The 20,986-nt window shown below is 42.2% G+C and carries 20 protein-coding genes; 10 read left to right on the forward strand and 10 right to left on the reverse strand.

The features are described from left to right. Window positions 1-77: 77 nt before the first annotated feature. Both DLD82_RS12130 and DLD82_RS12135 read right to left on the reverse strand, forming a co-directional pair. Window positions 78-3,731 (reverse strand): AAA family ATPase, encoded by a 3,654-nt coding sequence (locus DLD82_RS12130; RefSeq protein WP_109941388.1) that lies wholly within the window; start codon window positions 3,729-3,731, stop codon window positions 78-80. Between the two features lie 5 nt (window positions 3,732-3,736). Next, a complete protein-coding gene (locus DLD82_RS12135; RefSeq protein WP_109941389.1) occupies window positions 3,737-4,969 on the reverse strand; it encodes an exonuclease SbcCD subunit D C-terminal domain-containing protein in 1,233 nt (410 codons plus the stop codon). Window positions 4,970-5,115: 146 nt separating this feature from the next. Here DLD82_RS12135 and DLD82_RS12140 point away from each other — a divergent pair, with 146 nt between their 5' ends. Continuing rightward, entirely contained in the window at window positions 5,116-5,613 is a 498-nt protein-coding gene (locus tag DLD82_RS12140) for a protease inhibitor I42 family protein (RefSeq protein WP_245920435.1), read from the forward strand. Between the two features lie 218 nt (window positions 5,614-5,831). Here the strand turns inward: DLD82_RS12140 and DLD82_RS12145 are convergent, their stop codons facing one another. Both DLD82_RS12145 and DLD82_RS12150 read right to left on the reverse strand, forming a co-directional pair. Further along, on the reverse strand, window positions 5,832-6,341 hold the full coding sequence (locus DLD82_RS12145; protein WP_146199784.1) for a hypothetical protein: 510 nt from the start codon (window positions 6,339-6,341) through the stop codon (window positions 5,832-5,834). Window positions 6,342-6,450: 109 nt separating this feature from the next. Next, window positions 6,451-6,822, reverse strand: coding sequence for a tetratricopeptide repeat protein (locus DLD82_RS12150; protein WP_245920436.1), 372 nt, complete (start codon window positions 6,820-6,822; stop codon window positions 6,451-6,453). A 332-nt stretch (window positions 6,823-7,154) separates the two neighbouring features. Between DLD82_RS12150 and DLD82_RS12155 the strand changes: the two genes are divergently transcribed. From DLD82_RS12155 to DLD82_RS12165, 3 genes are all read left to right on the forward strand, one after another. Further along, on the forward strand, window positions 7,155-7,601 hold the full coding sequence (locus tag DLD82_RS12155; RefSeq protein WP_181391416.1) for a response regulator: 447 nt from the start codon (window positions 7,155-7,157) through the stop codon (window positions 7,599-7,601). Between the two features lie 44 nt (window positions 7,602-7,645). Beyond that, window positions 7,646-8,887, forward strand: coding sequence for an aldo/keto reductase (locus DLD82_RS12160; RefSeq protein WP_109941393.1), 1,242 nt, complete (start codon window positions 7,646-7,648; stop codon window positions 8,885-8,887). Between the two features lie 163 nt (window positions 8,888-9,050). Beyond that, window positions 9,051-9,575, forward strand: a complete 525-nt coding sequence (locus DLD82_RS12165) for a chemotaxis protein CheW (protein ID WP_109941394.1) — start codon at window positions 9,051-9,053, stop codon at window positions 9,573-9,575. Window positions 9,576-9,585: 10 nt separating this feature from the next. Here the strand turns inward: DLD82_RS12165 and DLD82_RS12170 are convergent, their stop codons facing one another. From DLD82_RS12170 to DLD82_RS12190, 4 genes are all read right to left on the reverse strand, one after another. Further along, window positions 9,586-10,836, reverse strand: coding sequence for a BaiN/RdsA family NAD(P)/FAD-dependent oxidoreductase (locus DLD82_RS12170; protein WP_109941395.1), 1,251 nt, complete (start codon window positions 10,834-10,836; stop codon window positions 9,586-9,588). A 219-nt stretch (window positions 10,837-11,055) separates the two neighbouring features. Beyond that, window positions 11,056-12,090: a LamG domain-containing protein gene (locus DLD82_RS12175; RefSeq protein ID WP_109941396.1), complete on the reverse strand. Its 1,035-nt coding sequence runs from the start codon at window positions 12,088-12,090 to the stop codon at window positions 11,056-11,058. Between the two features lie 14 nt (window positions 12,091-12,104). Then, window positions 12,105-13,061 carry an ornithine cyclodeaminase family protein gene (locus DLD82_RS12180; protein WP_109941397.1) on the reverse strand — a complete coding sequence of 319 codons (957 nt, stop codon included), beginning with the start codon at window positions 13,059-13,061 and terminating at the stop codon, window positions 12,105-12,107. A 441-nt stretch (window positions 13,062-13,502) separates the two neighbouring features. Next, window positions 13,503-14,021 (reverse strand): GNAT family N-acetyltransferase, encoded by a 519-nt coding sequence (locus DLD82_RS12190; RefSeq protein WP_109941399.1) that lies wholly within the window; start codon window positions 14,019-14,021, stop codon window positions 13,503-13,505. Window positions 14,022-14,169: 148 nt separating this feature from the next. Between DLD82_RS12190 and DLD82_RS12195 the strand changes: the two genes are divergently transcribed. The 5 genes from DLD82_RS12195 to DLD82_RS12215 all read left to right on the forward strand — a co-directional run bounded on the left by DLD82_RS12195 (window position 14,170) and on the right by DLD82_RS12215 (window position 19,240). Then, window positions 14,170-15,993 (forward strand): IPT/TIG domain-containing protein, encoded by a 1,824-nt coding sequence (locus DLD82_RS12195; RefSeq protein ID WP_181391417.1) that lies wholly within the window; start codon window positions 14,170-14,172, stop codon window positions 15,991-15,993. A 171-nt stretch (window positions 15,994-16,164) separates the two neighbouring features. After that, complete coding sequence (locus DLD82_RS12200) at window positions 16,165-17,028, forward strand: polyphosphate polymerase domain-containing protein (RefSeq protein WP_109941401.1); 864 nt, start codon at window positions 16,165-16,167, stop codon at window positions 17,026-17,028. Further along, window positions 17,025-17,630 carry a DUF4956 domain-containing protein gene (locus tag DLD82_RS12205; protein ID WP_109941402.1) on the forward strand — a complete coding sequence of 202 codons (606 nt, stop codon included), beginning with the start codon at window positions 17,025-17,027 and terminating at the stop codon, window positions 17,628-17,630. The genes DLD82_RS12200 and DLD82_RS12205 overlap by 4 nt, the downstream gene beginning before the upstream one ends. Window positions 17,631-17,788: 158 nt before the next feature. Further along, on the forward strand, window positions 17,789-18,421 hold the full coding sequence (thiE, locus tag DLD82_RS12210; RefSeq protein WP_109941403.1) for a thiamine phosphate synthase: 633 nt from the start codon (window positions 17,789-17,791) through the stop codon (window positions 18,419-18,421). 60 nt (window positions 18,422-18,481) lie between these two features. Continuing rightward, window positions 18,482-19,240: a sulfide-dependent adenosine diphosphate thiazole synthase gene (locus tag DLD82_RS12215; RefSeq protein ID WP_109941404.1), complete on the forward strand. Its 759-nt coding sequence runs from the start codon at window positions 18,482-18,484 to the stop codon at window positions 19,238-19,240. Here the strand turns inward: DLD82_RS12215 and tsaA are convergent, their stop codons facing one another. Both tsaA and DLD82_RS12225 read right to left on the reverse strand, forming a co-directional pair. Further along, the gene (tsaA, locus tag DLD82_RS12220) at window positions 19,241-19,672 is read right to left on the reverse strand and encodes a tRNA (N6-threonylcarbamoyladenosine(37)-N6)-methyltransferase TrmO (protein ID WP_109941405.1); all 432 of its coding nucleotides are present in this window, start codon (window positions 19,670-19,672) and stop codon (window positions 19,241-19,243) included. A gap of 6 nt (window positions 19,673-19,678) precedes the next feature. Beyond that, the gene (locus DLD82_RS12225) at window positions 19,679-20,167 is read right to left on the reverse strand and encodes a TspO/MBR family protein (RefSeq protein WP_109941406.1); all 489 of its coding nucleotides are present in this window, start codon (window positions 20,165-20,167) and stop codon (window positions 19,679-19,681) included. Between the two features lie 168 nt (window positions 20,168-20,335). Between DLD82_RS12225 and eif1A the strand changes: the two genes are divergently transcribed. Then, the gene (gene eif1A, locus DLD82_RS12230; RefSeq protein WP_245920437.1) at window positions 20,336-20,722 is read left to right on the forward strand and encodes a translation initiation factor eIF-1A; all 387 of its coding nucleotides are present in this window, start codon (window positions 20,336-20,338) and stop codon (window positions 20,720-20,722) included. Window positions 20,723-20,986 lie beyond the last annotated feature (264 nt).

Raw genomic sequence — 20,986 nt, forward strand, 5'->3', positions numbered from 1 at the left:
AAAAGTATTCATATGAACAATTGGGAATCAGGTAATAATGGTATTAAAAAGTTTAAAAAAAATTAGAACTATAGAATTTATTCCGGAATTATTATCCGGCTGTGACCATTGTTTCCTTTTTCAATAACTATCTGAGTAGGGATGCGTTCTTTTAAAGTTTTAACATGCGAAATAACTCCGATAAGTTTCCCTTCGTGCTTAAGTCCGGATAGTGTTGAAAGAGCAGTTTCAAGTGCCTCATCATCGAGGGTACCGAATCCTTCATCTAAAAAGAGTGAATCCACCCTGACATTTTTGCTTGCCATTCCTGAAAGACCAAGGGCAAGAGCAAGGCTGACGATGAACACCTCTCCTCCGGAGAGATTTTTTACTGATCTTATTACCCCTCCCTGCCAGGTATCGATGACCTGCATGTCAAGAGGAATGCTTTTGTCCTGAATGAGGATGTATCGATCAGTCATCCGTTGTAAGTGTTGGTTCGCATGGCCGAGGAGGATGGAGAAGGTAAGTCCCTGGGCAAACACTCTGAATTTTTTCCCATCTGCTGATCCGATGAGTTCATGGAGCCGTGACCATTTATCCAGTTCATGTTGCTGTTTATCCCGCCCGGCAATCTTTTCACCAAGTTGCCTCATCATCTCATCATGCTGGGAGAGTTTTTCCTGGTTTTTACCAATTTCAGTGATACACTGGGTTTTTTGATCCTGGAATGAAACGAGTTCTCCCTGAAGTTCTAAAATTGGTTTTATTGTGAGGTTTTTCCGTAGTTCCTCTTCATACCTGATTTTGGCAGAACTTTGTCGTTCATTAATCCTGGTCTGTTCGGTTCTGATATCTTCCCATACCTTTTCCAGTTGTGAAATCTCTTCCGGTTTCATAAGAGAGGTTTTAAACTTCTGCTCATCTGCAAACCCTGCCGTTTGGATTTGCGTTAGAAATATCTTAAGAGATTTTTGAATATCGTCATCAGTTATGGCAATTCGCGTTTCAAGGTCTGAAAGAAGGCTCGTTAATGACTGTAACCGATTTGAGAGGTAAGTTTTGTCTTTCTGCCTGGCTTCGAGGTTCTCCCTTGCCTTTAATACTATTTCAGCCAGGCGTTTTTCTTCATTCTCTGTAAGTTTTTCTCCGAACTTTTGCTTTCTCTCATCTTTTATTGCAAGAAGTTTTCTCTCTTCCTCTCTGAGATGTTCAGTTTTTCTGGATATCTCATCTGCCTTTTCAGATATCTTCGCTAAAAGTCCGCTTATCTCTGCCTCTATCTCCCTGAGTTGCTCTTCACAGGTCCGAATCCGGTCTTCTTCCTCCCGGAATCTTTTCTGGCGGTTTCGGAGGGTGAGGAGCAATGCCGTGATATTGGTTTCCCTACTGATTGAACAGCCAAGACCTGTCAGTATCGGTATTAATTCATCGAAACAGGTGGTAACTCTCTTATCAGCTGTTATGATTCTATTTCGATACTGCTCGATTTTGTTATTGCCTGATTCGATCTCAAACTCCTTCTCCCTGCATTCCTTCTGACAGGTATTCAGGTGTTCACGACATTTTGTTATAAGAGGTGCTGCTTTCCTGATTTTTTCCTCACATTGTTCTGCATTGTGGAGTGTTGTATCCAGGTTCGTGAGTTCTGAAGTGGTCCCATCAATGCAGGAGGTAAGGGAGAAACAATCAGTTTCAGTGTTCAAACCCAGGGTATCTGTCCCTTCGTTCCATGCTCTGTGTTGTTCGTTAAGTATTTTTTCACATTCGGTGATGTCTTCAAGACAACGTTTTAATTCACCATCTTTTTCTGCTATTTTGGTTGTGAGAGTCGTTAGTTGCCGGTTAAGATCCTTAATCTTGTTTTCTTCTTCTACAAAATCGCTTATGATCTCGTCTGGATCTAGTTCCTGCCCGATTACAAACGGATGGTGGAGGGAGCCACAGAGAGGACAGGGCTTCCCATCTATAAGCTGATTTCTCTCTATTGTCAGGTCTCTTACCTTTGCAGCAAGGAATGCCGCTTTTTGTTTTATTTCTAGGGTTTCTTCCCGATGGTTAAGATCTGATTTAATGTGGTCTTTTTCATCCCCTGATATCTGCAGGAAATGAATCAGGTCATCCCGTTTCTGTTCAAGGGCCTCCTGTTTGGTAGATACCTCTTTTATCCCTGCCTGAATCTCACTCAGCCGGTTCAGTCTTTCTAGGCGAATCTTTGTCTCATCACGGCTCTTTCTCAGGTCTTTTAGGGATGTTCCCAAAAGGAGTTTTTCCAGTTCTATCTCAAGGTTGTTTTGCTCTGCTTCCTGTTTTTTTAATTCCTGTTGCTGTTGTTCTTTTTTCTTTTGAAGGTCTGTCAGTTCTTGCTTTGCTTTCAGAATCTGGGTTTTCTGCCCGATGCATTCTGTTTTATCTTTTTCGATTGCATCAAGGTGTTCTCTGATTTGAGACGTCTTCTCTTCAATCCCTGAATATTGATCTCTTATAGTTGCGTCCGTGGCATGTTGACTGATAAAGTGGGTTGCGATTTTTTTGGAGTCTAGTATCTCCTGCTGTCTCTTTTCTGCCTGCTTCAAATTGTTATTATAACCGGTCAGGAGGTTTTGCAGCTCGTCTAACTCATTGTTATCCTTTTTAATTCCTGCTTCCTTATCGCTGATTTCCTTATCGAGGGCACGAATTGTCTGGATGAGTCTGATTCCTTCCTCTCTTTCCCGCTCTGCCTGCTCCATGCCGGTTTGAGCAGAACAGACTGCGTTATCTAAATCCGGAAGAGATGACAGCAGAGTATCTTTCGCTTGGACTGTTTCCTGCTGTTTTTCTGTATCCTTTTGCAGAGTATCCCGTTTTAGTTCCAATGGTGCATATAATCCCAGGAAAGATGCAGCCTTCTGTGCTGTTAAGAATGCCAACCGGGATGGCTCAAATGCAACCTGTTTCTCTGTTAGATGGTTCGCATCTGTTTCCAGATCCTGGATCTCTCGCCTGAGTTTTTCCACCGTTTCAATCCATCGGATAGCGTCTGTTGTTCTGGTGATTTCGCCGTCTGTTTCGGCGACCGTTTTCTGGATATTCTCTATCTGCTGATTTATGTTCTCCTTTTCTTCAGGGGAGAGGACAGAAATGAGATCAAGTTCCTGATTCAACTGATCGAGTTTTTCCCGTTCCTTTGTATATCGCTCATGGGTTTTTTTCGACAAATCTGAATAGATGGCTGTACCGGTTATCTGCTCAAGGATTGGTGCCCGCTCATCAGCACCTGCCTGAAGAAATGCGGCAAACCCTCCCTGGGCGAGAAGAATGGACTGTGTAAACTGGTAATAATCCATGCCGGTTACTTCTTCGACCATCTCCTGGACCTGGTTTATTTTTGTAGCCAGAATCTCTCCGCTATCAGCCCTGCATATCTCGTGCTGTGGTGATTGCAGTTCTCCTTCTGGTTTGTTTCTTGCTCTTCGCTGGTTCCAGTTACAGATAAATCTCCCTTTTTGTGATTCAAAAACAACTTCAGCAGAGCATTCACCGGTATGTCTGCTCATGATTTGATTACTTGTCTTGGTGACTTTACCAAGTCGGGGGGTTCTGCCATAGAGTGCAAGACAGATAGCATCAAGGACGGTAGTTTTCCCTGACCCGGTCGGACCAGTGATCACAAAAAAGCCTGAAGAGGTAAATACAGGATCAGTGAAATCGATATCCCAGGTTCCGGCCAGGGAATTCAGGTTTGAAAATTTTAGTTTCAGGATCTTCATCGATTCTACTCCAAGTTCGTGTCCTTTTCCAGCAGTTCGGTATATATCTCCCGGAATGATTCAAGGAGCTCCTGACGGTCAGTTTCAGTAATCTCTACTGAATCCATTCGCCGGATAAATACCTCTTCAGGAGTGAGCTGGTCAAGCGATTCATCCTCCCCATGTTTTTGCACGGATTGGTTTAACAGACGAATATTTTTAATCCTGAAAACTTCTACCGGTGATCCGGTGGTAATACTTCGTATCCTCTCCTGTGCGTCAGGGATAATTCCCGGATCATCTAAAAGAACCTCGACGAAAATCGAATCCGATTCAAGTTTTAATCTGGTTAATTCTGATGCAATGTGATCAAACGGTCCGGAAATTTGCAGATATTGCTGAAAGACTGGAACCCTAACATCCTGTACTGATACTGGTCCATCCCCTTTTGTCTCTATTAATAGAATTGATTTCGTTTTTCCTGCCTCTCCAAATCCCATAATAAGGGGGGCTCCGGAGTATCTCATGTGATTATTTCCGCAGACTTTTTGTGGGAGATGCAGATGGCCAAGAGCCAGATAATCAATACAGGGAGGAAATGCATCTGCACCGACACATGCAAGGTTTCCAAGATATAAATCACGGCTCCCGTCGTCATCTCTTGTGATTCCTCCTGCTGCAAAAAGGTGACCGGTAGCAATTATCGGAATATCGCACCCAATTTCTTTTCTCTTATCTTCTGCACATCTGCCGATTTCATGATATCGTGATTTTATTCCGGAGATCATATTTGCAATTTTTTCATTGCAGCTCTCACCTGCAAGAACCGTTCGAACGTCCCGGTCCCGGAGGTAGGGAACCGGGCATATAATTATTGATGGTCGATTATCCTCATCTGATATGACCAGAACCATATCTTTTGGATCTTCTGTTACATGACCGATGACATTTATATTCAAATATTTGCATAATTCACGGGGAGCAGAGATGAGAGAAGGAGAGTCGTGATTTCCAGCGGTAATAATGATATGTCTGCAGCAGGATCCTGCGGCTTGCGCCAGAAAATGGTAATATTGTTCCAACGATCGGTTCGGTGGTGTTGTTGAATCAAAAACATCTCCGGCAACAATGAGTATGTCGACATGTTCACTTTTTATCACCGCTAGTAGCCAGGAGAGGAAGGTTTCATGTTCTTCATATCGTTTCCTACCACAGATCTGACTTCCAAGATGCCAGTCTGAGGTATGGAGGATCTTCATGGTTTCTCCATGAGAAAAAAAATATTGAAGGTTTTTTGGGTATTCATCTTTCTAAAAGGTTGGAGAAGAGAAAATATGAATTATTTGTTACGTTCATATTTTTTGTCACCGACAGACTTTTGAGATTGTTGATTGGTATGGTATATATGAACAAGCTGTTGACAGGCATTTTCATTATCCTGGTTGGAGCAGCATCTTTATCCGGATGTATCGGAACAGATACTATTGAAGGCAAAAAACAGGACGTTATAATCCCTCTCCCGACCAATCCAGAACCTATGGAGAGTAATGAATCAGATATCTCCTATTCTTATGAAGAGGAAATAACAATGCTTCAGGACAAGACAAACAGAACTATTCCGGAAGAATTAAAAATCGGACAACCAACCCAGATATCTTTAAAAGAAAACCCTACAACCGGTTACAGTTGGAATGTCACTGTAACTGATGGGCTTGTAATCATAGATGATACATTTGTCGGTCCGGATAATAAGCGGCTTGTCGGAGCAGGCGGTACACACATCTGGACTCTTAAGGCAACAGGTGTTGGAAACCAGTCTTTTTCAGGGGTATATCGACGGTCATGGGAACCCGCGGATGATTCTGATACAAGATATGTAAAGGAATTCATTGTCCTTCAATAATCGGATATTTTTTTCTACATTGCATAAGACTCTCTATGAAAAATCTCCAAGGATTCCCCCGACAACTTTCTTTGAAAAATATTCTGTATAATAATGGTTTCTAGGGATTCTGAAACTCCCTTTATAATAAAAGAGATCATGAGATCAATTTCGTTTATATCGGAAAAAATTCTGAATTTCTATTTTTGGTTATATTATCTCTTTTTCTAATCATTTGTTCACACCTGCAAAGTCTGCTGTCCGTACTGGTAAATATTCATATTGTCATTGACAAACAGGGGTTTTTGAGAAAAAGCGTATTTGCTATTGGTTTTTATCCATTGCACCGGACCAATAAATGGGGAAAGTGTCCTGAATATATAATTTGCTTTTACTCCAAGTACAACAACCGCTCCTCTTTTTTTTGAGTATTCTTTACATTTCAATCCGAATTCGAGGATTCGTTCAGGTTCATCCCCGAACCATTCATCACAGCATTCAATGAGAAGAAGATCTCCTTTCTTGTTAGTAATATGGGAGATGAGCATTTCATAATCGGTGATTCTGATATCCTTAATACCGGATTCTTGTGAATGGCTAAACAGTCTGCTCCCTTCATTTAGGTAAAGATGGACAACCGACCGGTATGAACTAACCGCCTCAGGTAGTGCGGCACGAATGATATCCCTTGGGGCAATATATGCTGAAAATTCCCAGGGAGCGATGGTTGTAAGATAGGATGGTATCACCGGCATACCCTGATGGTCAGGGTCAGGAGTATATAAACTTCAGGTAAACAGGGTGAAAGTGAACTCATAAATTATTCGTCAATAGATCTAAAAAATAAAATAATAATCATCAAAGATCTCCCATTGCAAGGGAGATACCTTTTTTGATGTTCTCAAGTCCTTCCTCATGCTGGCCTATCTTTCTCAGTGTCATTCCCCTGTTGTACCAGATTTCAGCATCGTAGGGATCACACTCAAGAGCAGAATCATAACATCGGATAGCTTCAGTATGATTTCCCATGAGATCTAATACGTTTGCTTTGTGGTGTAATGCCCGTGCATTTGATGGATCATTGGAAATAATATCATTGTACAGGTTCAGGGCGAGCTGATAGTCTCCGGCCATTTTACAGTTTTGTGCATCACGGAGAGCACATTCAACATTTGGATTCATTTTTGTGAATTTATGTTCACTTGTTATTACTTCAGTAACCATTGTCATTCCCTCCCTTACATTCTGGTATTTTATACCAGTGGCCCAGATATTCAATTTTAAAGACATCTGGCATCCGAATCTACAGACACTAAAAATTTCTGATGATTCCCGTCATCATTTCTAGTGTATGAGTAACAGGTGTCCTGTTTATTCCGGGCTGAATGACCATTCAACGGATGAAATATTAACAATTTGCCAACCAGCATCGCAAATCAGACCTGCATACCAGTAATGCTGCCAGTAATGCAATACAGGAATGCCATGCAATAGCATGTCTTTGACTTTGATTCAGATAATAACTTATATTGCTAAATCCTGCAATGAATATCATATTCTATATGCCTGATGAACCTCTCCGGGTACTACACATTGATGATGAGGAGCTATGGAGATCCACCGTTTGTGATTATCTTCCGACATTTGGGAATTATCAGATAGTATCTGTTGAATCTGGTGAAAAAGCCCTTGCACTTCTTCGCACTACATGTTTTGATGTTGTTATTTCAGATTATCAGATGCCGGAGATGAACGGTCTTGAAATTCTGTTACACATCCGGCTATCAGGTAATATGATACCATTCATACTCTTCACCGGATTAAAACATGAAAGACTTGCCCAGGAAGCTAAGGATACCGGGGCTGATTTCTATGTCCTGAAAACCGGGGATCCATCTCTGGTTTTTTCAGATCTCAACCGGAAAATCATCCAGACTGTTGAAAAATACCGGACTATTCAGGCTCTTGCTACGCACAGGATGCATGAGACAAAATTTTCCATCCTCTGATTGTTCCTGAAAAACCACCAGTATTATATAACAGGGTTATTTGTATGCTTTACAGAGTTGTTCCAAAAACGCAGGAAAAACTTCCTATTCTGGGATTTGGGTGTATGCGGTTTTTGGAAAAAAATGGTGCGATAGATGAAGAGTTGTCTTTGCCCCTTCTCCGGTATGCGATTGATAATGGAGTGACATACCTTGATACAGCCTGGATGTACCATCATGGGCAGTCAGAATCTTTTGTCGGGAGGGTCCTTGCCAATGGGTATCGGGAAAAAGTCCAACTAGCTACCAAGCTCCCTCACTGGCTGGTCCGGACCAGGGGGGATATGGATGTTTTTTTACAAGCACAACTAACCCGGCTTCAGACTGATCATATCGATTACTACCTTATTCATTCTGTGGGGAAAGAAAGCTGGCAACGGATGAAAAATCTTGGTGTTCTGGATTTTCTTGATAATGCTAAAAGAGACGGAAGAATTATTCATACCGGTTTTTCATTCCATGAAGATACCCGGACTTTTAAAAAAATTGTTGATGACTATTCGTGGGATGTATGTCAGATTCAGTATAACATTCTAGATGAGTTCAGCCAGGCAGGAAGGGAAGGATTGCTTTATGCGGCAAAACAGGGACTTGCCGTTATTATTATGGAACCTCTCCGGGGAGGAAAACTGGCCAACAGACCTCCTGATGAAATCGCCCGAATCTGGGCCAGTTCAAAAGTTAACCGGACACCTGCTGAGTGGGCTCTCCGCTGGTTGTGGAACCAGCCCGAAGTTACCATGGTTCTGTCCGGGATGAATGATATTGCACAGGTTGATGAAAACTGCAAAACTGCTGAAACCGCATATCCAAAATCCCTGAACCCGGAAGAGTCAGCTACTATTGCAGATGTCGCCAAGACATGGCGTTCACTCATGAAAGTCCCCTGTACCGGCTGCCAGTACTGTATGCCCTGTCCATTCGGAGTAAATATTCCATCATGTTTTGAGATGTACAATAATGTACACATGTTTGGAGATGGATGGCGAACAAATGCTGTATATGCCATCAGGCTTGGAGGAGTAATGAGTGGAGTATCAGTAGCATCTGCCTGTGCAGAGTGTGGTTCATGTTTATCTTCATGTCCACAAGGTATTGATATTCCTAACCGGCTAAAAGACGTCTCTTCACGTTTTGAAGGACCTTTTTTTCATATCCTCGTGATGGGAGCAAAATTTGCCCTGCCTTTTATTCGATGGTATGAACTGTTCAAAAACAGGAAGTTATTTAGGATATTACATAGGTAGGTACTTCTGGTAAGATAAACTCTGATCAGGAATCACCAGATACCTGTTATCCAGAGTGGCAACGATTATAACAATATATAAATAATCCCAACAGGTAAGGGATCTACTTGGTACATTATTCCTGGAGATCAATGACCGGGTTTGTGGATATGAGGTGGTGCATATGGTTTTAGCGGCTACACAACAGGCAGGGGTTACAACAAATGAGCATGGTAATGAAGAAGTTCAGGTTGTTGAATTTATTATCGGAGACGATAAATTTGCAGTAAATCTCTTTGATGTAAAGGAGATTGTTGAAGCATCAAAAATTACTCCGCTTCCCCATGCACCTGCGTATATCCGGGGAATAATCGACCTCAGAGGAGAGATAACGACCATTGTTGATCTCCGGCAGTTACTCAGAATCACTAAAGGAAAAGCTGCAGATAATGAAGACCTACGGTTCATTGTTCTGGATGAGTCTGTTACTGATGGAAAGACCGGGGTTGTCGTAGATGAGGTCACCTCGGTTCTGACGGTAAATGTTGCAGATATTGATCAACATTCGCATGGTGCCGGAGAAGATTCACACATCCTGGGTGTCATTAAAAAGGATGTAGGAGAAAAAGGTGAAAATAAAAAGGAGCTTGTTATCTGGATTGATATGAGCGGACTTATCAGGGAAGCTGGCGGGGTTTCCCAAATCTGAATATCTCTCTTTATTTTTCTGATATTTTTTTCCCGGTAATTTTTTTGTGAATTCCACTGGCGGCAAGTGCGCCTGTAGAAAACGCAGCCTGTAGGTTATATCCCCCGCAATCACCATCAATATCCAGTGTTTCACCAATGCAAAAAAGTCCTTGAATTATTTTAGACTCCATGCTATCCTGTTTTATCTCGTCAAGTGCAATACCGCCTCTGGTGACCATAGCATCTTTTTGATCCCCAAGCCTGACATCAGAAAATGGATATTCAAGTAAAAAGGTGATAAGTCTGTTTCGGAGTTGTTTACTAAATTGTGCGCAGGTTATGTCTGATGGTATCTGAGCAACTTCCATGATTTTTCTGGCAAACCTCTCAGGGAGGTGCAGGCTGGAAAGAATCGTTTTAACCTGTTTTATTCCTCCGGACGAAAAGTATCCTGTCAGTTCATCACGTGCATTGGCACTATTCTGACAGGGCAGAAATGAAACCTTAAGTTCATCACCGTCTCTGATATATCGGGACAAATCCAGGATACCCGGACCCGAGAGTCCCTTGTGTGTGATAAGAATATCTCCTGTGGTCTCCCTCATTTTTTTGTTGTCACGAAAAACTGATAATCTGGCTCCGGAGAACGAAATACCTGATAGTTCACCGAAAGGAAATTCCGGGATATATACCGGGGCAAGTGCAGGACCTGGTTGTATTATTTTGTGGCCCATTTCTTGTGCAAATAAATAGCCGTCCCCTGTGGAGCCGGTCACCGGATAGGTAAAACCTCCGGTTGCAAGAACAACATATGGAGAGTAATATTCTGTGAGTTTGGTTGTTACAACAAATTCATCAGAATGATGCGTAATTTTTTGTACCGGTTCATCTACCTGTATTTGAACACCGGCATTATCGGCCTCATTTAATAGTGCCGTTAATATATCCCTTGATTTACCAGATTTTGGGAATATTTTTCCCTCTTCATTCTCTGTAAATTCAATTCCCTGTTCTTCAAAAAATCTGATGAGTTCATGATTGGGAAAATGCATCAGAGCAGACCTGATAAATTTTCCATGTTCCCCATAATGATTGAGAAATGAGGGAATGGTTCCGGTATGTGTCAGGTTACATTGCCCTGAACCGGAAATGAGTAGTTTTCTTCCGCATGTGTGCATCTTTTCCAGAAGAAGCACCGGGCATCCGGTTTTTGCCAGGAGTAGTGAACAGAAAAGTCCGGCAGGACCTCCCCCGATAATTATGGTAGTACTGTTGTTCATGATTACAGCTCATGGGTAACGGTGTTCAAACCCGGGGCGAATCAAAAAATAAATGACTCACCTGATCTTTTCCGGATTGAATTGTGATAACGAGGTTAATTATTTCGTCCTGAAAAAAATTGAGAAATATATTGGTGTTAGTATTCTTTTTGAAAACTATGGAATATAGTTTTCATTTTTTAGATTTTTCCAAATCATTTTACAGAGGCCCGACTAAATCTATGATATCTCTCCATATTTAAAGTCGTCAAATGCGACGGAGACAGACTGTTCTTTAATATATCCTTCTTCAGCCAGTCTTGATACAAAGAACCCTACATCCCCATGGGTAAGTGAGGTATCACTGATGGCCCGCACCATCTTTCCGTTAATATACAAGCTCAAGGTGTTTCCATCAGCTTTTACGCCAAGTTTATTGGTAACATATCCCTTGTTGAGAATGTAGGTTTCGGTTAACGGTATAAGTTCGTAGACTTTACCATCGACATGTTTTTTTACGGTAAACCAGCCTCTCCCGTTAATTCCGAACAGGTAATAGTTATCATCAGAAAAGCGGAAGAGAATCCCATACTGTCCGGTGAGTGGGCCGGAATCAAGCCTTGCCTTCACTTCGGTAATGAAATTTTCAGCATCATTTCCGAGGAGAGCCCTATCAGACATGTCTTCACCTTTCTGGACCATGTGGTATTCTCCCTGTGAATAATATCGCATATAGGTGTCACTGTCATATTCTCCCCAGCCGCTGCTTCTATCTGAAAAATCATCCGACATTGTGTACCCCTCAGATTTTGATACAGGTACTGCCGGGACTGGTGTGGTCTCTTCCTGGATAGAACTGGTATTTTCAGGAACAGGTATTTGGGTGATATTCTGCCCGGCTGATTCTGTATCTGATGAGGGTCCGGGTAAGAAGAACAAAACCATAATGATAACTATCCCAATTATGGCAATACCCGCAAGAAAGATCAATTCTCTTGAGACTGGAAGAGAAAACGTCTGTTTTTTGGGAGCCGTTTCCGGCCCTTCAAGATCATCATCCGGTGAAAGATAAGGACCTTTTACAGGTGGTTTTTCCTGAACCGGTTCTGAAGGTTTTGGGGGGATAATGTCGTCTGAAAACAGGTCATCATAGGGTGATATAGGTTCAACCACCATCTCCTTTTCATTATTGGTAATCGACATTCCGCAATATTCACAGTTATCTGTCTGACCCGATATTTCTTTACCACATGATGGACAGCGGTGTGTATGCATTTTTTTTCTCCTGTTCAGACAACAATTCCGTCATTATCCGGAAATGGCAGGTCAATGATTGTTCCTTTTCCAAGTGCCAGGTGTGCTACCGCAAGGTCGGTAATTGCAATACCGGTTGAATCAAAGACCGTTATTGCATCTGGAGAACTCCTGCTGATTTTTCCAGTAATAACTTCCCCCAGTGTGCCGGCAACCTGTTCAGGATGATAGATTCCTGTACTGATCGGCACATTTATCTCTCCCGAATGAACTGCCTGCATCAGATCATCCACAAATACTTCTGCTCGAGAGAGAATCGCTGGATCCAGTTCCTGTTTCCCTCGAGCATCAGCACCCATTGCATTAATATGTGTCCCTTGTGCAATCCATTCATCAGAGATCAGAGGGGCTTCAGATGGGGTGACCGTGAGAAGAACGTCTGCATCTGCTGCTTTTTTTAGTTCTACTACTTGGACTGGAAGATTCGGGAACTGTGATGCAAAACGCTCTGCATGCTTCATAGACCTTGACCATACCCGCACCTCCATCGGTTCAAAGACATGATTAAGTGCCATAAGGCCTGCCATTGCTTGTCTGCCTGAACCGATAATCCCGACAATGCCCTTTTTTTTGGGAGCAAGCACACTTGTTGCTACTGCAGCAGAAGCTCCGGTTCGAAGGGCAGTAAGATTTGATGTGTTTAGGACTGCGATTGGTTTTCCTGTCGGAGGGTCAAGAAGGATGGTCATTGACATAACCGTGGGTAATCCGATTGTAGGGTTATCCGGATGCACATTTACGACCTTGACTCCAGCGACATTTAATGAGGGGAGATATGAAGGCATCGTCCTGAAATCACCCCCCGGAAGATCAACATATACTTTTGGTGGCATTACACATCTTTCTTCCCCATGGTCTGTAAATGCCGTTCTGACCGCTGCAATCAGGTCATCCATCTCAATCACCTCCTCAGGTGCCGGGTAATATTGCATAGTACTTTACTCTTTTTTCACAAATATAGAACGATTCTGGTTCTATTTATGGACCTGCTAAAACATCAAATTCCCGGTTGCTTTAATATTGGGTCAGGTAAGAACTTTCTCTTGCAAGAATGACCTCATGGGGGAATTCCAATCATATCAAGAAGGTTGGATCCTCCAATCATGGGGACAGGTACCAAGATAACTCCTGCCATATAAAAAAAATACGAGAGAAAGTATCCTAAAAAATTTTCAGGTATTGTTTCCAGAATGGTAGATGAGGTGGTATGATGAGACTCATTCCATATCTGTTCACTTTCCATCTTCCAGTGTGTTTGTATTCAGGCAAATCAGTCGGTTTTTACATCCTGGAGGAAGTGAATGATATCAAAATTATTCACAACATCTGCACAATAGTTTTATCTTTTAAAGGAGGTTTTCTTTTATGCTCTTTCATTGGGTATGAAAAGTTACGTACAGGCATTCATGAAAGATTTGCCCGTTTTTAAAAATAGCATCTTTATGTATTGCTTCCAGCACAAATCCGTTCTTTTCAAGCACCCTTATTGACGGGAGGTTGGTATGGAAAACACCTGCCTGGATTCTGATAATCGGTAATTCATGAAAAGCCACCGGAATGATTGCATGAACTGCATCGGTTACAATCCCTCTTCCCTGAAATGCCGGTGAAAGCCAGTAGCCTATCTCCGCTGTTTTCTGGTATATATCATTAAGCTGATGGACTCCGATACCCCCGACTGCTTCTCCCCTGATGTCAATGGCGAGAATAATGTTGCAATTATCCCCGGTTGTCATCTCAATAAAGTGTTCTGCATCCTTTTGCGTGTAAGGAGAAGGAAATCCGTTTCTCATCCATTTAGCAACTTCAGGGTGATTGGCGTGAAGGATGAGTGAGGGAATGTCGGTATCTGACCATTTTCGAAGTACGCAGGATGGTGTTATAAGATTCATAATCACTATCTGAAAATTACTCCTCAAACGTCTTTTTCATAAATGAAAAATATTTCTTTCCGACAGGTTGACATACAAATATTTCTCCTTTTATTTTCTAATATAAATCTGTGTGTAAAACCGAAACCCGGTTTTCATGGAGAATTCTATGAATCCATTTGATATTCACTTTAATGGGTGCTGCCAACCGGTAACACCTTTCAGACATCTTTTGTTTGTACTTACGATCATGGTATGTACAAGTTTCTGCCCGGTTTTAGCTACCGAAATAGTCCCTGACATTATGTCACTAAACCCAGATACCGGCTATGCTGGATTCTCTTATCTGGTTACGGTCAATGGTCAGAATTTTAAGCCAGATATGACCGCCAGTCTTGAGCTTGATGGTTCTGTTCTCAATCTCTCTGAAATTTCCCTGGTAAACAATAGTTCCCTGACGTTTCGTGCTCTTATTCCTGCGAGTGTAAAACCTGGGTATTATCAGTTTTCTCTGGTTTCACCGGATGGAAAGGTACAGAAACTGAATCAGGCATTTCATGTCCAGCCCCCTGCTGCACCGATGATTCAGAATCTCTCTCCTGCACAGGCAAAAGCTGGATCACTCGTTCCTGCACAAATCACTGGGAAGTATTTCAGGTCTGGTGGTAATGTTTCTCTTTCCAAGGGGAAAGAGAAGATAATTCTGACAAATCAATCCGTTTCATTCACTAATATCTCCGGAACATTTGCCATTCCGGTTGATGTCGCACCTGGAACCTGGAATGTAACCGTCACAAATTCAGATGGACAGAATGCAACTCTTCCGGAAGCATTTACTATAATGGCACTTCCTGCTCCCCGAATTCTGGCAATAACTCCGGACCAGGGAGAGATGGACACACCAGTAACCGTAGCAATAACCGGTAGTGAGTTCCTTCCGGGAGCGGTATTTTCCCTGAACCGGAAAGACCTGGTCATAACAGGAAAGGATGTAGTGACTGATTCATCAGGGAGAATAACCGGCTTCGTCCTGGTGCCATCCAAATACCCGGAAGGGCTTTGGGATCTCTGGGTTACAAATCCGGATGGTCAGTCAGTTCAAAAGAACAATGCATTCCTCAGTGGAACTCCTGCAGCTCCCTTCAGTCTGCACATCTCACCTTCATGGGCTGTTCAGGGGACAAATAGAGAGGTTACCATCCGAGGCATGGCATTTCTGGAGGGAGACAGGGTTACTCTTCAAAGTGCAGAAAAAACGATTCAGGCAACCAATATTACGGTAGTGTCTGATACCCAGATAACCTGTACTTTAGAAATTCCATCAGATGCAAAGACTGGTTCCTGGGATGTCGTTGTTACAAGCAGATATAATAAAAGTGATATTCTCCCATCCGGATTTAGAATTTATGATAAAGAATCCCTTCTTCTGGCAGGAATAGAGCCTGATGTCGCTGAACAAGGGCAGTTTTTTACCGCGACGGTTTATGGCCATAATCTGGTGAATGGGTCCGGGATTTCTCTGACTGCAGAGGGAGAAGAACCCATTTTGGGAGAAGTAATGTTCATTCCCTCTTTAGGAGAAATGGGGGTTTCATTTCATATCCCCGCCGATGCAATGCCGGACATCTGGGATCTTACCCTGATATCTCCGTCTGGAAAAGAACTCACGAAAGATAAGGCCTTAAAAGTATCATATAACAATACCCCGGTAATTTTTACGATTGATCCTGACCGTGCTCCGGCAGGGACAGATGATATGAAGGTAACAGTTACCGGAAAAAATTTTGGTGACAATGAATATCTTGACCTGAATCTTTCCCTGAATGGAACTACCCTTCCGGTCAGTGGAACAGTATCATACAAAGGAACTCGTGCTATTGGCTATCTCACGATTCCAAATGGAACGCCCACCGGATGGTATGACTTGTCTCTAATCCGGGATGCAGGCCAAGGAAAAGGTTCAATGGAGCGGGAAATGTTTCGCGTACTGTGAATATTTATCCCGCATTTTTTTGTAATATATTCAACTTCCCGGTTGTATCGCACAACCACTCTTATACTGCTTTTTTATATCTGAATTACACGGAGTTTTAGTATCTCATGATCAGCAACGTCTGGTCATCAAATACTCAACCAGTATTTTTCCCAGGATTTTTAAAAAACGATGATAACTATGGCTTTCACGATATCAGATGCGATAAATTTCAAACCGAATAAAAATAAGTACCCGGAAAAGGCCGATTCACTCCGGAAAAACCTGCAGAATATAAATGCAATTCTTTCCTGCTATAATCCGGTAAGTCTTTCAGAAATGGAAGGTGCAGCTCTCATGGATCGGTGTGAGGAGAAATATGTACTTACCGGGAATGAAGCGGTGGACGTCCTTAAAACGCTTCCTGCTGATTATTATGTGTTAGAGATAGAGGGCAGCCGCTATATGGGATATGAAACCTGCTATTTTGACACTGATAAGTATGACACGTATCTCCAACATCACAACGGAAAACTAAACCGGTATAAGATACGTTCACGAAGGTATGAAGTTACAAATGAGAGTTTTTTTGAAGTAAAACAGAAATCCAACACCGGGAGGTCTAATAAGAAACGGATCTCTACTGAAAGGTTTGTGACCAGAATTGAAACCAGTCTGATGGGTTTTCTTCATGATTGTTATCCCTATCCGACAGAAGGGTTCAGTCCCCGGATTCTGAATAACTATAACCGGATAACCCTGGTGTCACAGGATCTCTCTGAACGGGTTACTCTGGATTTTGAGTTGTCATATCTTCATAATAGCAGGCAGATTACTCTTCCAAATATTGTCATTGTTGAAGTGAAAACCCCAAGTCGGAGAGCAAAATCTCCAATTCGACTCCTTCTACGGAATATGAGAATAAGGCCGTCCAGTTTTTCAAAGTATTGTATTGGTGTCTCCCTGCTCTGCCCGGAAGTGAAAAATAACCGGTTCAGGTCAAAACTTCACCAGATATGTAAGATGATGTCTTCAGAAGGAATGGTGTCTGCATGACCGGGTCAATAATGCTTGCAGCAGGTTTTTTAGTCAATTTCATCTCTGCCCTGATAATAATCAGGGGGATTTACTATCCAAAGCAGAAGGACCATAATTTCATCTTTACATTTCTGGTATTTAATGCTGTAATCTATATTGTGATGAGCCTTTTTACCAGTGTAGAACTCTCTATTGGCATTGGTTTTGGTTTGTTTGCTCTCTTCTCAGTCTTACGGTACAGGACAGAAACGGTTCCAATCAGGGAGATGACCTATCTGTTTGTGATGGTAGCACTTCCCCTTGTAAATGCATTCTTCTTTCAGGCCGGAAAGTATGAAACACTGCTGCTTTCAAACCTCCTTATCATCCTGGTAACCTGGATTCTTGAAAAAGGGATTGGTTTCTCCTGCGAAGGGCAAAAACAGATCGTTTATGAACGAATTGATCTGGTCCATGCTGACCGGAGGGAGGAATTGATTGCCGATCTCAAAAGCAGGACTGGTCTTTCTATTATACGGGTTGATGTCCTGCTTATTGATTACCTTCGGGATACTGCAGATATCATGGTTTATTATACGATAAATGCCGGGAAAAAGGAGAACCTCATTTCGGAGCAGTGAATTTCAAATTCGCCTCCACCATTATGTGATGATTTCGTTTCAGGCTCCTCACTTTTTTTAATCAGAAAATCACCGATTTATTAAATTATCCGGTCTTCCGGATTCACGTTACTCGAAAAAAATAATAAGATATATCTGAAGCATCAAACGATGAATGCATGGATTATGGTCTTTATATTGTCACTGATGAAATATTAGCCCCCGGATGCTCTCATATTCAGATTGCAAGGGAATCCCTTGCCGGTGGGGCAAACATCATTCAGCTTCGGGATAAGAGAAGAGGTGGTGCTGAATTATATATAATCGCAAAAGAAATTCGCTCGTTATGTAATGAATATTCTGCAGGGTTCATCGTAAATGACAGGCTGGATATTGCTCTTCTGACCGGAGCAGACGGTGTTCACCTGGGACAGGATGATATCCCGGTATCTGCAGTCCGAACACTGGCTCCACGTCCTTTTATCATCGGTATTTCTGTTGGTTCTGTTGAAGAGGCAATACTGGCTGAAAAAGGTGGTGCAGATTACCTTGGTGTCGGACCGGTTTATCCAACCGAAACCAAAAAGGATGCCGGACCAGCGGTAGGTCCCAGTCTAATCAGGAAAATCCGGGAAAAAACAAAAATTCCGATTGTTGCGATTGGGGGCATTAATCTTTCAAATACCCGTGATGTCATTGATGCAGGAGCTGATGGAATTGCAGTCATCTCTGCTGTGATTTGCAGTCCGGACATTAAAATCGCATCCAGGAAGTTTGTGCAGTTATTGTCCGGAAAACCATCTGTTGTCTGATTCACATTTGCCTTTACAATAAGAACTCATTTAGATTATTAGATATAAGCGAGTAAGGACATGACACTTGATGAAATTACTATCAGCAGGGCAATCATTTCTGACTACATGCACACGCTTCTTGAATATATGGAGATGGATGTTGCCATTGTTGGTGGCGGGCCTTCTGGTCTTGTGTGTTCTGCACTTATTGCTGAAAAAGGCTATAAAGTTGGTCTTATTGAGAAAAAACTCTCTATTGGTGGGGGGATGTGGGGCGGAGGGATGATGTTTCCCCGGATTGTGGTACAGTCTGAAGCGAAACGCCTCCTTGAGAGGTTCAATATTACGCACTCTGAATTTTCTCCGGGTTATTATACTGCCCGTTCAATTGAAGCGGTTTCAAAACTTACAACGGCAGCGGTCGATGCAGGAGTTGAATTTTTTAATCTCACCACAGTTGAAGATGTAATGGTTAAGGGTGACGGAAGGCTGTCAGGCCTTGTCATTAACTGGCAGCCGGTTGAAGCAACCGGGTTACATGTTGATCCCTTAACTATCAGGTGCAGGATGATTGTTGATGCAACCGGGCATGATGCAGTGATCGCTCATTATGTCTCAAAAAAGATGGGAAAACCTGACATTAAAGGTGAAGGAACCATGTGGGCTGATAATGCGGAATCAGCTGTAGTCACTCATACAAAAGAGGTATTTCCCGGATTATTTGTATGTGGTATGGCAGCAAATGCCGTATCCGGTGGACACAGGATGGGTCCGGTTTTTGGTGGGATGTTTCTTTCAGGTGAATCCGCTGCTGTTCAGATCCTGCAGCAACTCTGATTATTCCTTCTTTTCAAAAGGATTTAGTGCATCAAAAATACAGTCTATCTCGACAACATATGGTTTTATGTCAATTACCAAAGAATTGTCCAGAGCCTCTAGTCCGGTGACGGTAATTATTCCATCAGATATATCCTCTATCTTTCCTATCGAGAGAGCTATTGGATTTGGCCGTGACGGGGAGCGAGTAGTAAAAACGGGTTTTTTCTCTGTCCATTCCGGTCTTTTCGCAAACAAGGTATTCCGGTCTGCCCGGTCCATCCAGTAGAGAACCCAGATATGTGATATCCCTGACATGGTTCCGATTCCCTGTTGATATTCGGGATAGATTTCAATCTTCATTTTTTCATTAGAGCTGCGTCCCTGTCTTGGTGCCTGTCCGTGTCCGGTAAAGGGTGAGTGAATAATTCCGATAGGTGTCAAATCAATCATGGGATATCACATATTCAGGATTACTATCATTGCATTCAGTAATGTGGCAAATGAAGTCCAGCACAGGTACGGGATGAGCAGATATACTGACCATGGGGATGCGAACCTGAAATAATGCATATTCAGAAGTATCAGGAATAATAATACCAAAATTACGACAAGACCTCCTATAGGAGACTGCATGCCAAAGAACACAACCGACCAGAGAAAATTCACCCCTAACTGGATTAAAAACCACAAGGTGACTCTCCGGACTGCCGGTTTATGAAACCCTGTTTTCAGGGCAAACCACCATGCCACCCCCATCATGATATAAAATATAGTCCATGCCGGTGCAAACACCCAGTTTGGGGGAGAGAACCATGGTTTCTGAAGGGTCAGGTACCATCCGGTAATTTGAGTTATGGTAAAAAATGAACCTATAAATCCAACGATGAGGGGAAGGGAAATAGCCAGAATGAGGAGGAGAAAAAGGTAAAGATTACGATTTTTCATATAATTGTATTATGTTTGCATAGCATTGTAAATAAATGGTATATGATTTTTTTGCAACCGATATCTTCTTTTGGTATTGGAACCTTTATATTCTTACAGACAGGATTTTTAAATTTTGTCATAGTTACTAGTGCGAACTGATTGCCCAAATCTTGTTATTCTTTCCCTATGCAGGCTTTTCGTGGTTTTTTTGCACTTTTTACCGGAGATGGTCAGATCACTCAAATAGAAACAGAAGAAGGGATAGAACAACCTATTGCAGCACCGGCACCAGCAGATGTCGAAACCGTCAGGGTGCGTCTGCCCAATAGCAGGAAAGGAGAACAGTTCGCGTATGCTGAACTAATGTTAGGCTCTTTTCATATCCGTGTCCGCTGCTCAGATGGTATAACCCGTCTTGGCAGGATTAAAGGAAAGATGAAACGTCGTGCATGGATAAGGGAAGGAGATGTTATCATCATTACTCCCTGGTCTTTCCAGGATGAAAAATGCGATATCTCATATCGATATACTCCTCCTCAGCGGGATTGGCTGAGAAGAAATAAGTATATCTGATTTTTTTATTTTTTGATCCCTTTAATGGGATGATAGTTACCTGTGTTGGTACCTTGTTACTTTAGTCAGGGTTTCTTTATTTCCGGCCACAAAAGCTGTTTTCGTCACAGTATCTTGTATTTCCTGGAAAAAGAGGTTATTGTCTGATTTTTCTCTACCGGGAAAAATATTTAATCTTATACAATGAGCATAGAGCATGTCGGCTCTGTCTGAATTTCTAGTGATATGAAAAATTTTTCAATGAGAATTACATTTAGAGAGATT

It is taken from the genome of Methanospirillum stamsii, from assembly GCF_003173335.1.
In the GTDB taxonomy this organism is placed as follows: domain Archaea; phylum Halobacteriota; class Methanomicrobia; order Methanomicrobiales; family Methanospirillaceae; genus Methanospirillum; species Methanospirillum stamsii.

Coding starts and splice junctions, on each gene's coding strand:
- DLD82_RS12165 (WP_109941394.1), top strand. CDS start 9,051: ATGGTTTTAGCGGCTACACAACAGGCAGGGGTTACAACAAATGAGCAT.
- DLD82_RS12175 (WP_109941396.1), bottom strand. CDS start 12,090: ATGCATACACACCGCTGTCCATCATGTGGTAAAGAAATATCGGGTCAG.
- thiE (WP_109941403.1), top strand. CDS start 17,789: ATGGATTATGGTCTTTATATTGTCACTGATGAAATATTAGCCCCCGGA.
- DLD82_RS12170 (WP_109941395.1), bottom strand. CDS start 10,836: ATGAACAACAGTACTACCATAATTATCGGGGGAGGTCCTGCCGGACTT.
- DLD82_RS12150 (WP_245920436.1), bottom strand. CDS start 6,822: ATGACAATGGTTACTGAAGTAATAACAAGTGAACATAAATTCACAAAA.
- DLD82_RS12180 (WP_109941397.1), bottom strand. CDS start 13,061: ATGCAATATTACCCGGCACCTGAGGAGGTGATTGAGATGGATGACCTG.
- DLD82_RS12140 (WP_245920435.1), top strand. CDS start 5,116: ATGAACAAGCTGTTGACAGGCATTTTCATTATCCTGGTTGGAGCAGCA.
- DLD82_RS12155 (WP_181391416.1), top strand. CDS start 7,155: ATGCCTGATGAACCTCTCCGGGTACTACACATTGATGATGAGGAGCTA.
- DLD82_RS12215 (WP_109941404.1), top strand. CDS start 18,482: ATGACACTTGATGAAATTACTATCAGCAGGGCAATCATTTCTGACTAC.
- DLD82_RS12135 (WP_109941389.1), bottom strand. CDS start 4,969: ATGAAGATCCTCCATACCTCAGACTGGCATCTTGGAAGTCAGATCTGT.
- DLD82_RS12225 (WP_109941406.1), bottom strand. CDS start 20,167: ATGAAAAATCGTAATCTTTACCTTTTTCTCCTCCTCATTCTGGCTATT.
- DLD82_RS12205 (WP_109941402.1), top strand. CDS start 17,025: ATGACCGGGTCAATAATGCTTGCAGCAGGTTTTTTAGTCAATTTCATC.
- tsaA (WP_109941405.1), bottom strand. CDS start 19,672: ATGATTGATTTGACACCTATCGGAATTATTCACTCACCCTTTACCGGA.
- DLD82_RS12195 (WP_181391417.1), top strand. CDS start 14,170: ATGAATCCATTTGATATTCACTTTAATGGGTGCTGCCAACCGGTAACA.
- DLD82_RS12190 (WP_109941399.1), bottom strand. CDS start 14,021: ATGAATCTTATAACACCATCCTGCGTACTTCGAAAATGGTCAGATACC.
- DLD82_RS12130 (WP_109941388.1), bottom strand. CDS start 3,731: ATGAAGATCCTGAAACTAAAATTTTCAAACCTGAATTCCCTGGCCGGA.
- eif1A (WP_245920437.1), top strand. CDS start 20,336: ATGCAGGCTTTTCGTGGTTTTTTTGCACTTTTTACCGGAGATGGTCAG.
- DLD82_RS12200 (WP_109941401.1), top strand. CDS start 16,165: ATGATAACTATGGCTTTCACGATATCAGATGCGATAAATTTCAAACCG.
- DLD82_RS12160 (WP_109941393.1), top strand. CDS start 7,646: ATGCTTTACAGAGTTGTTCCAAAAACGCAGGAAAAACTTCCTATTCTG.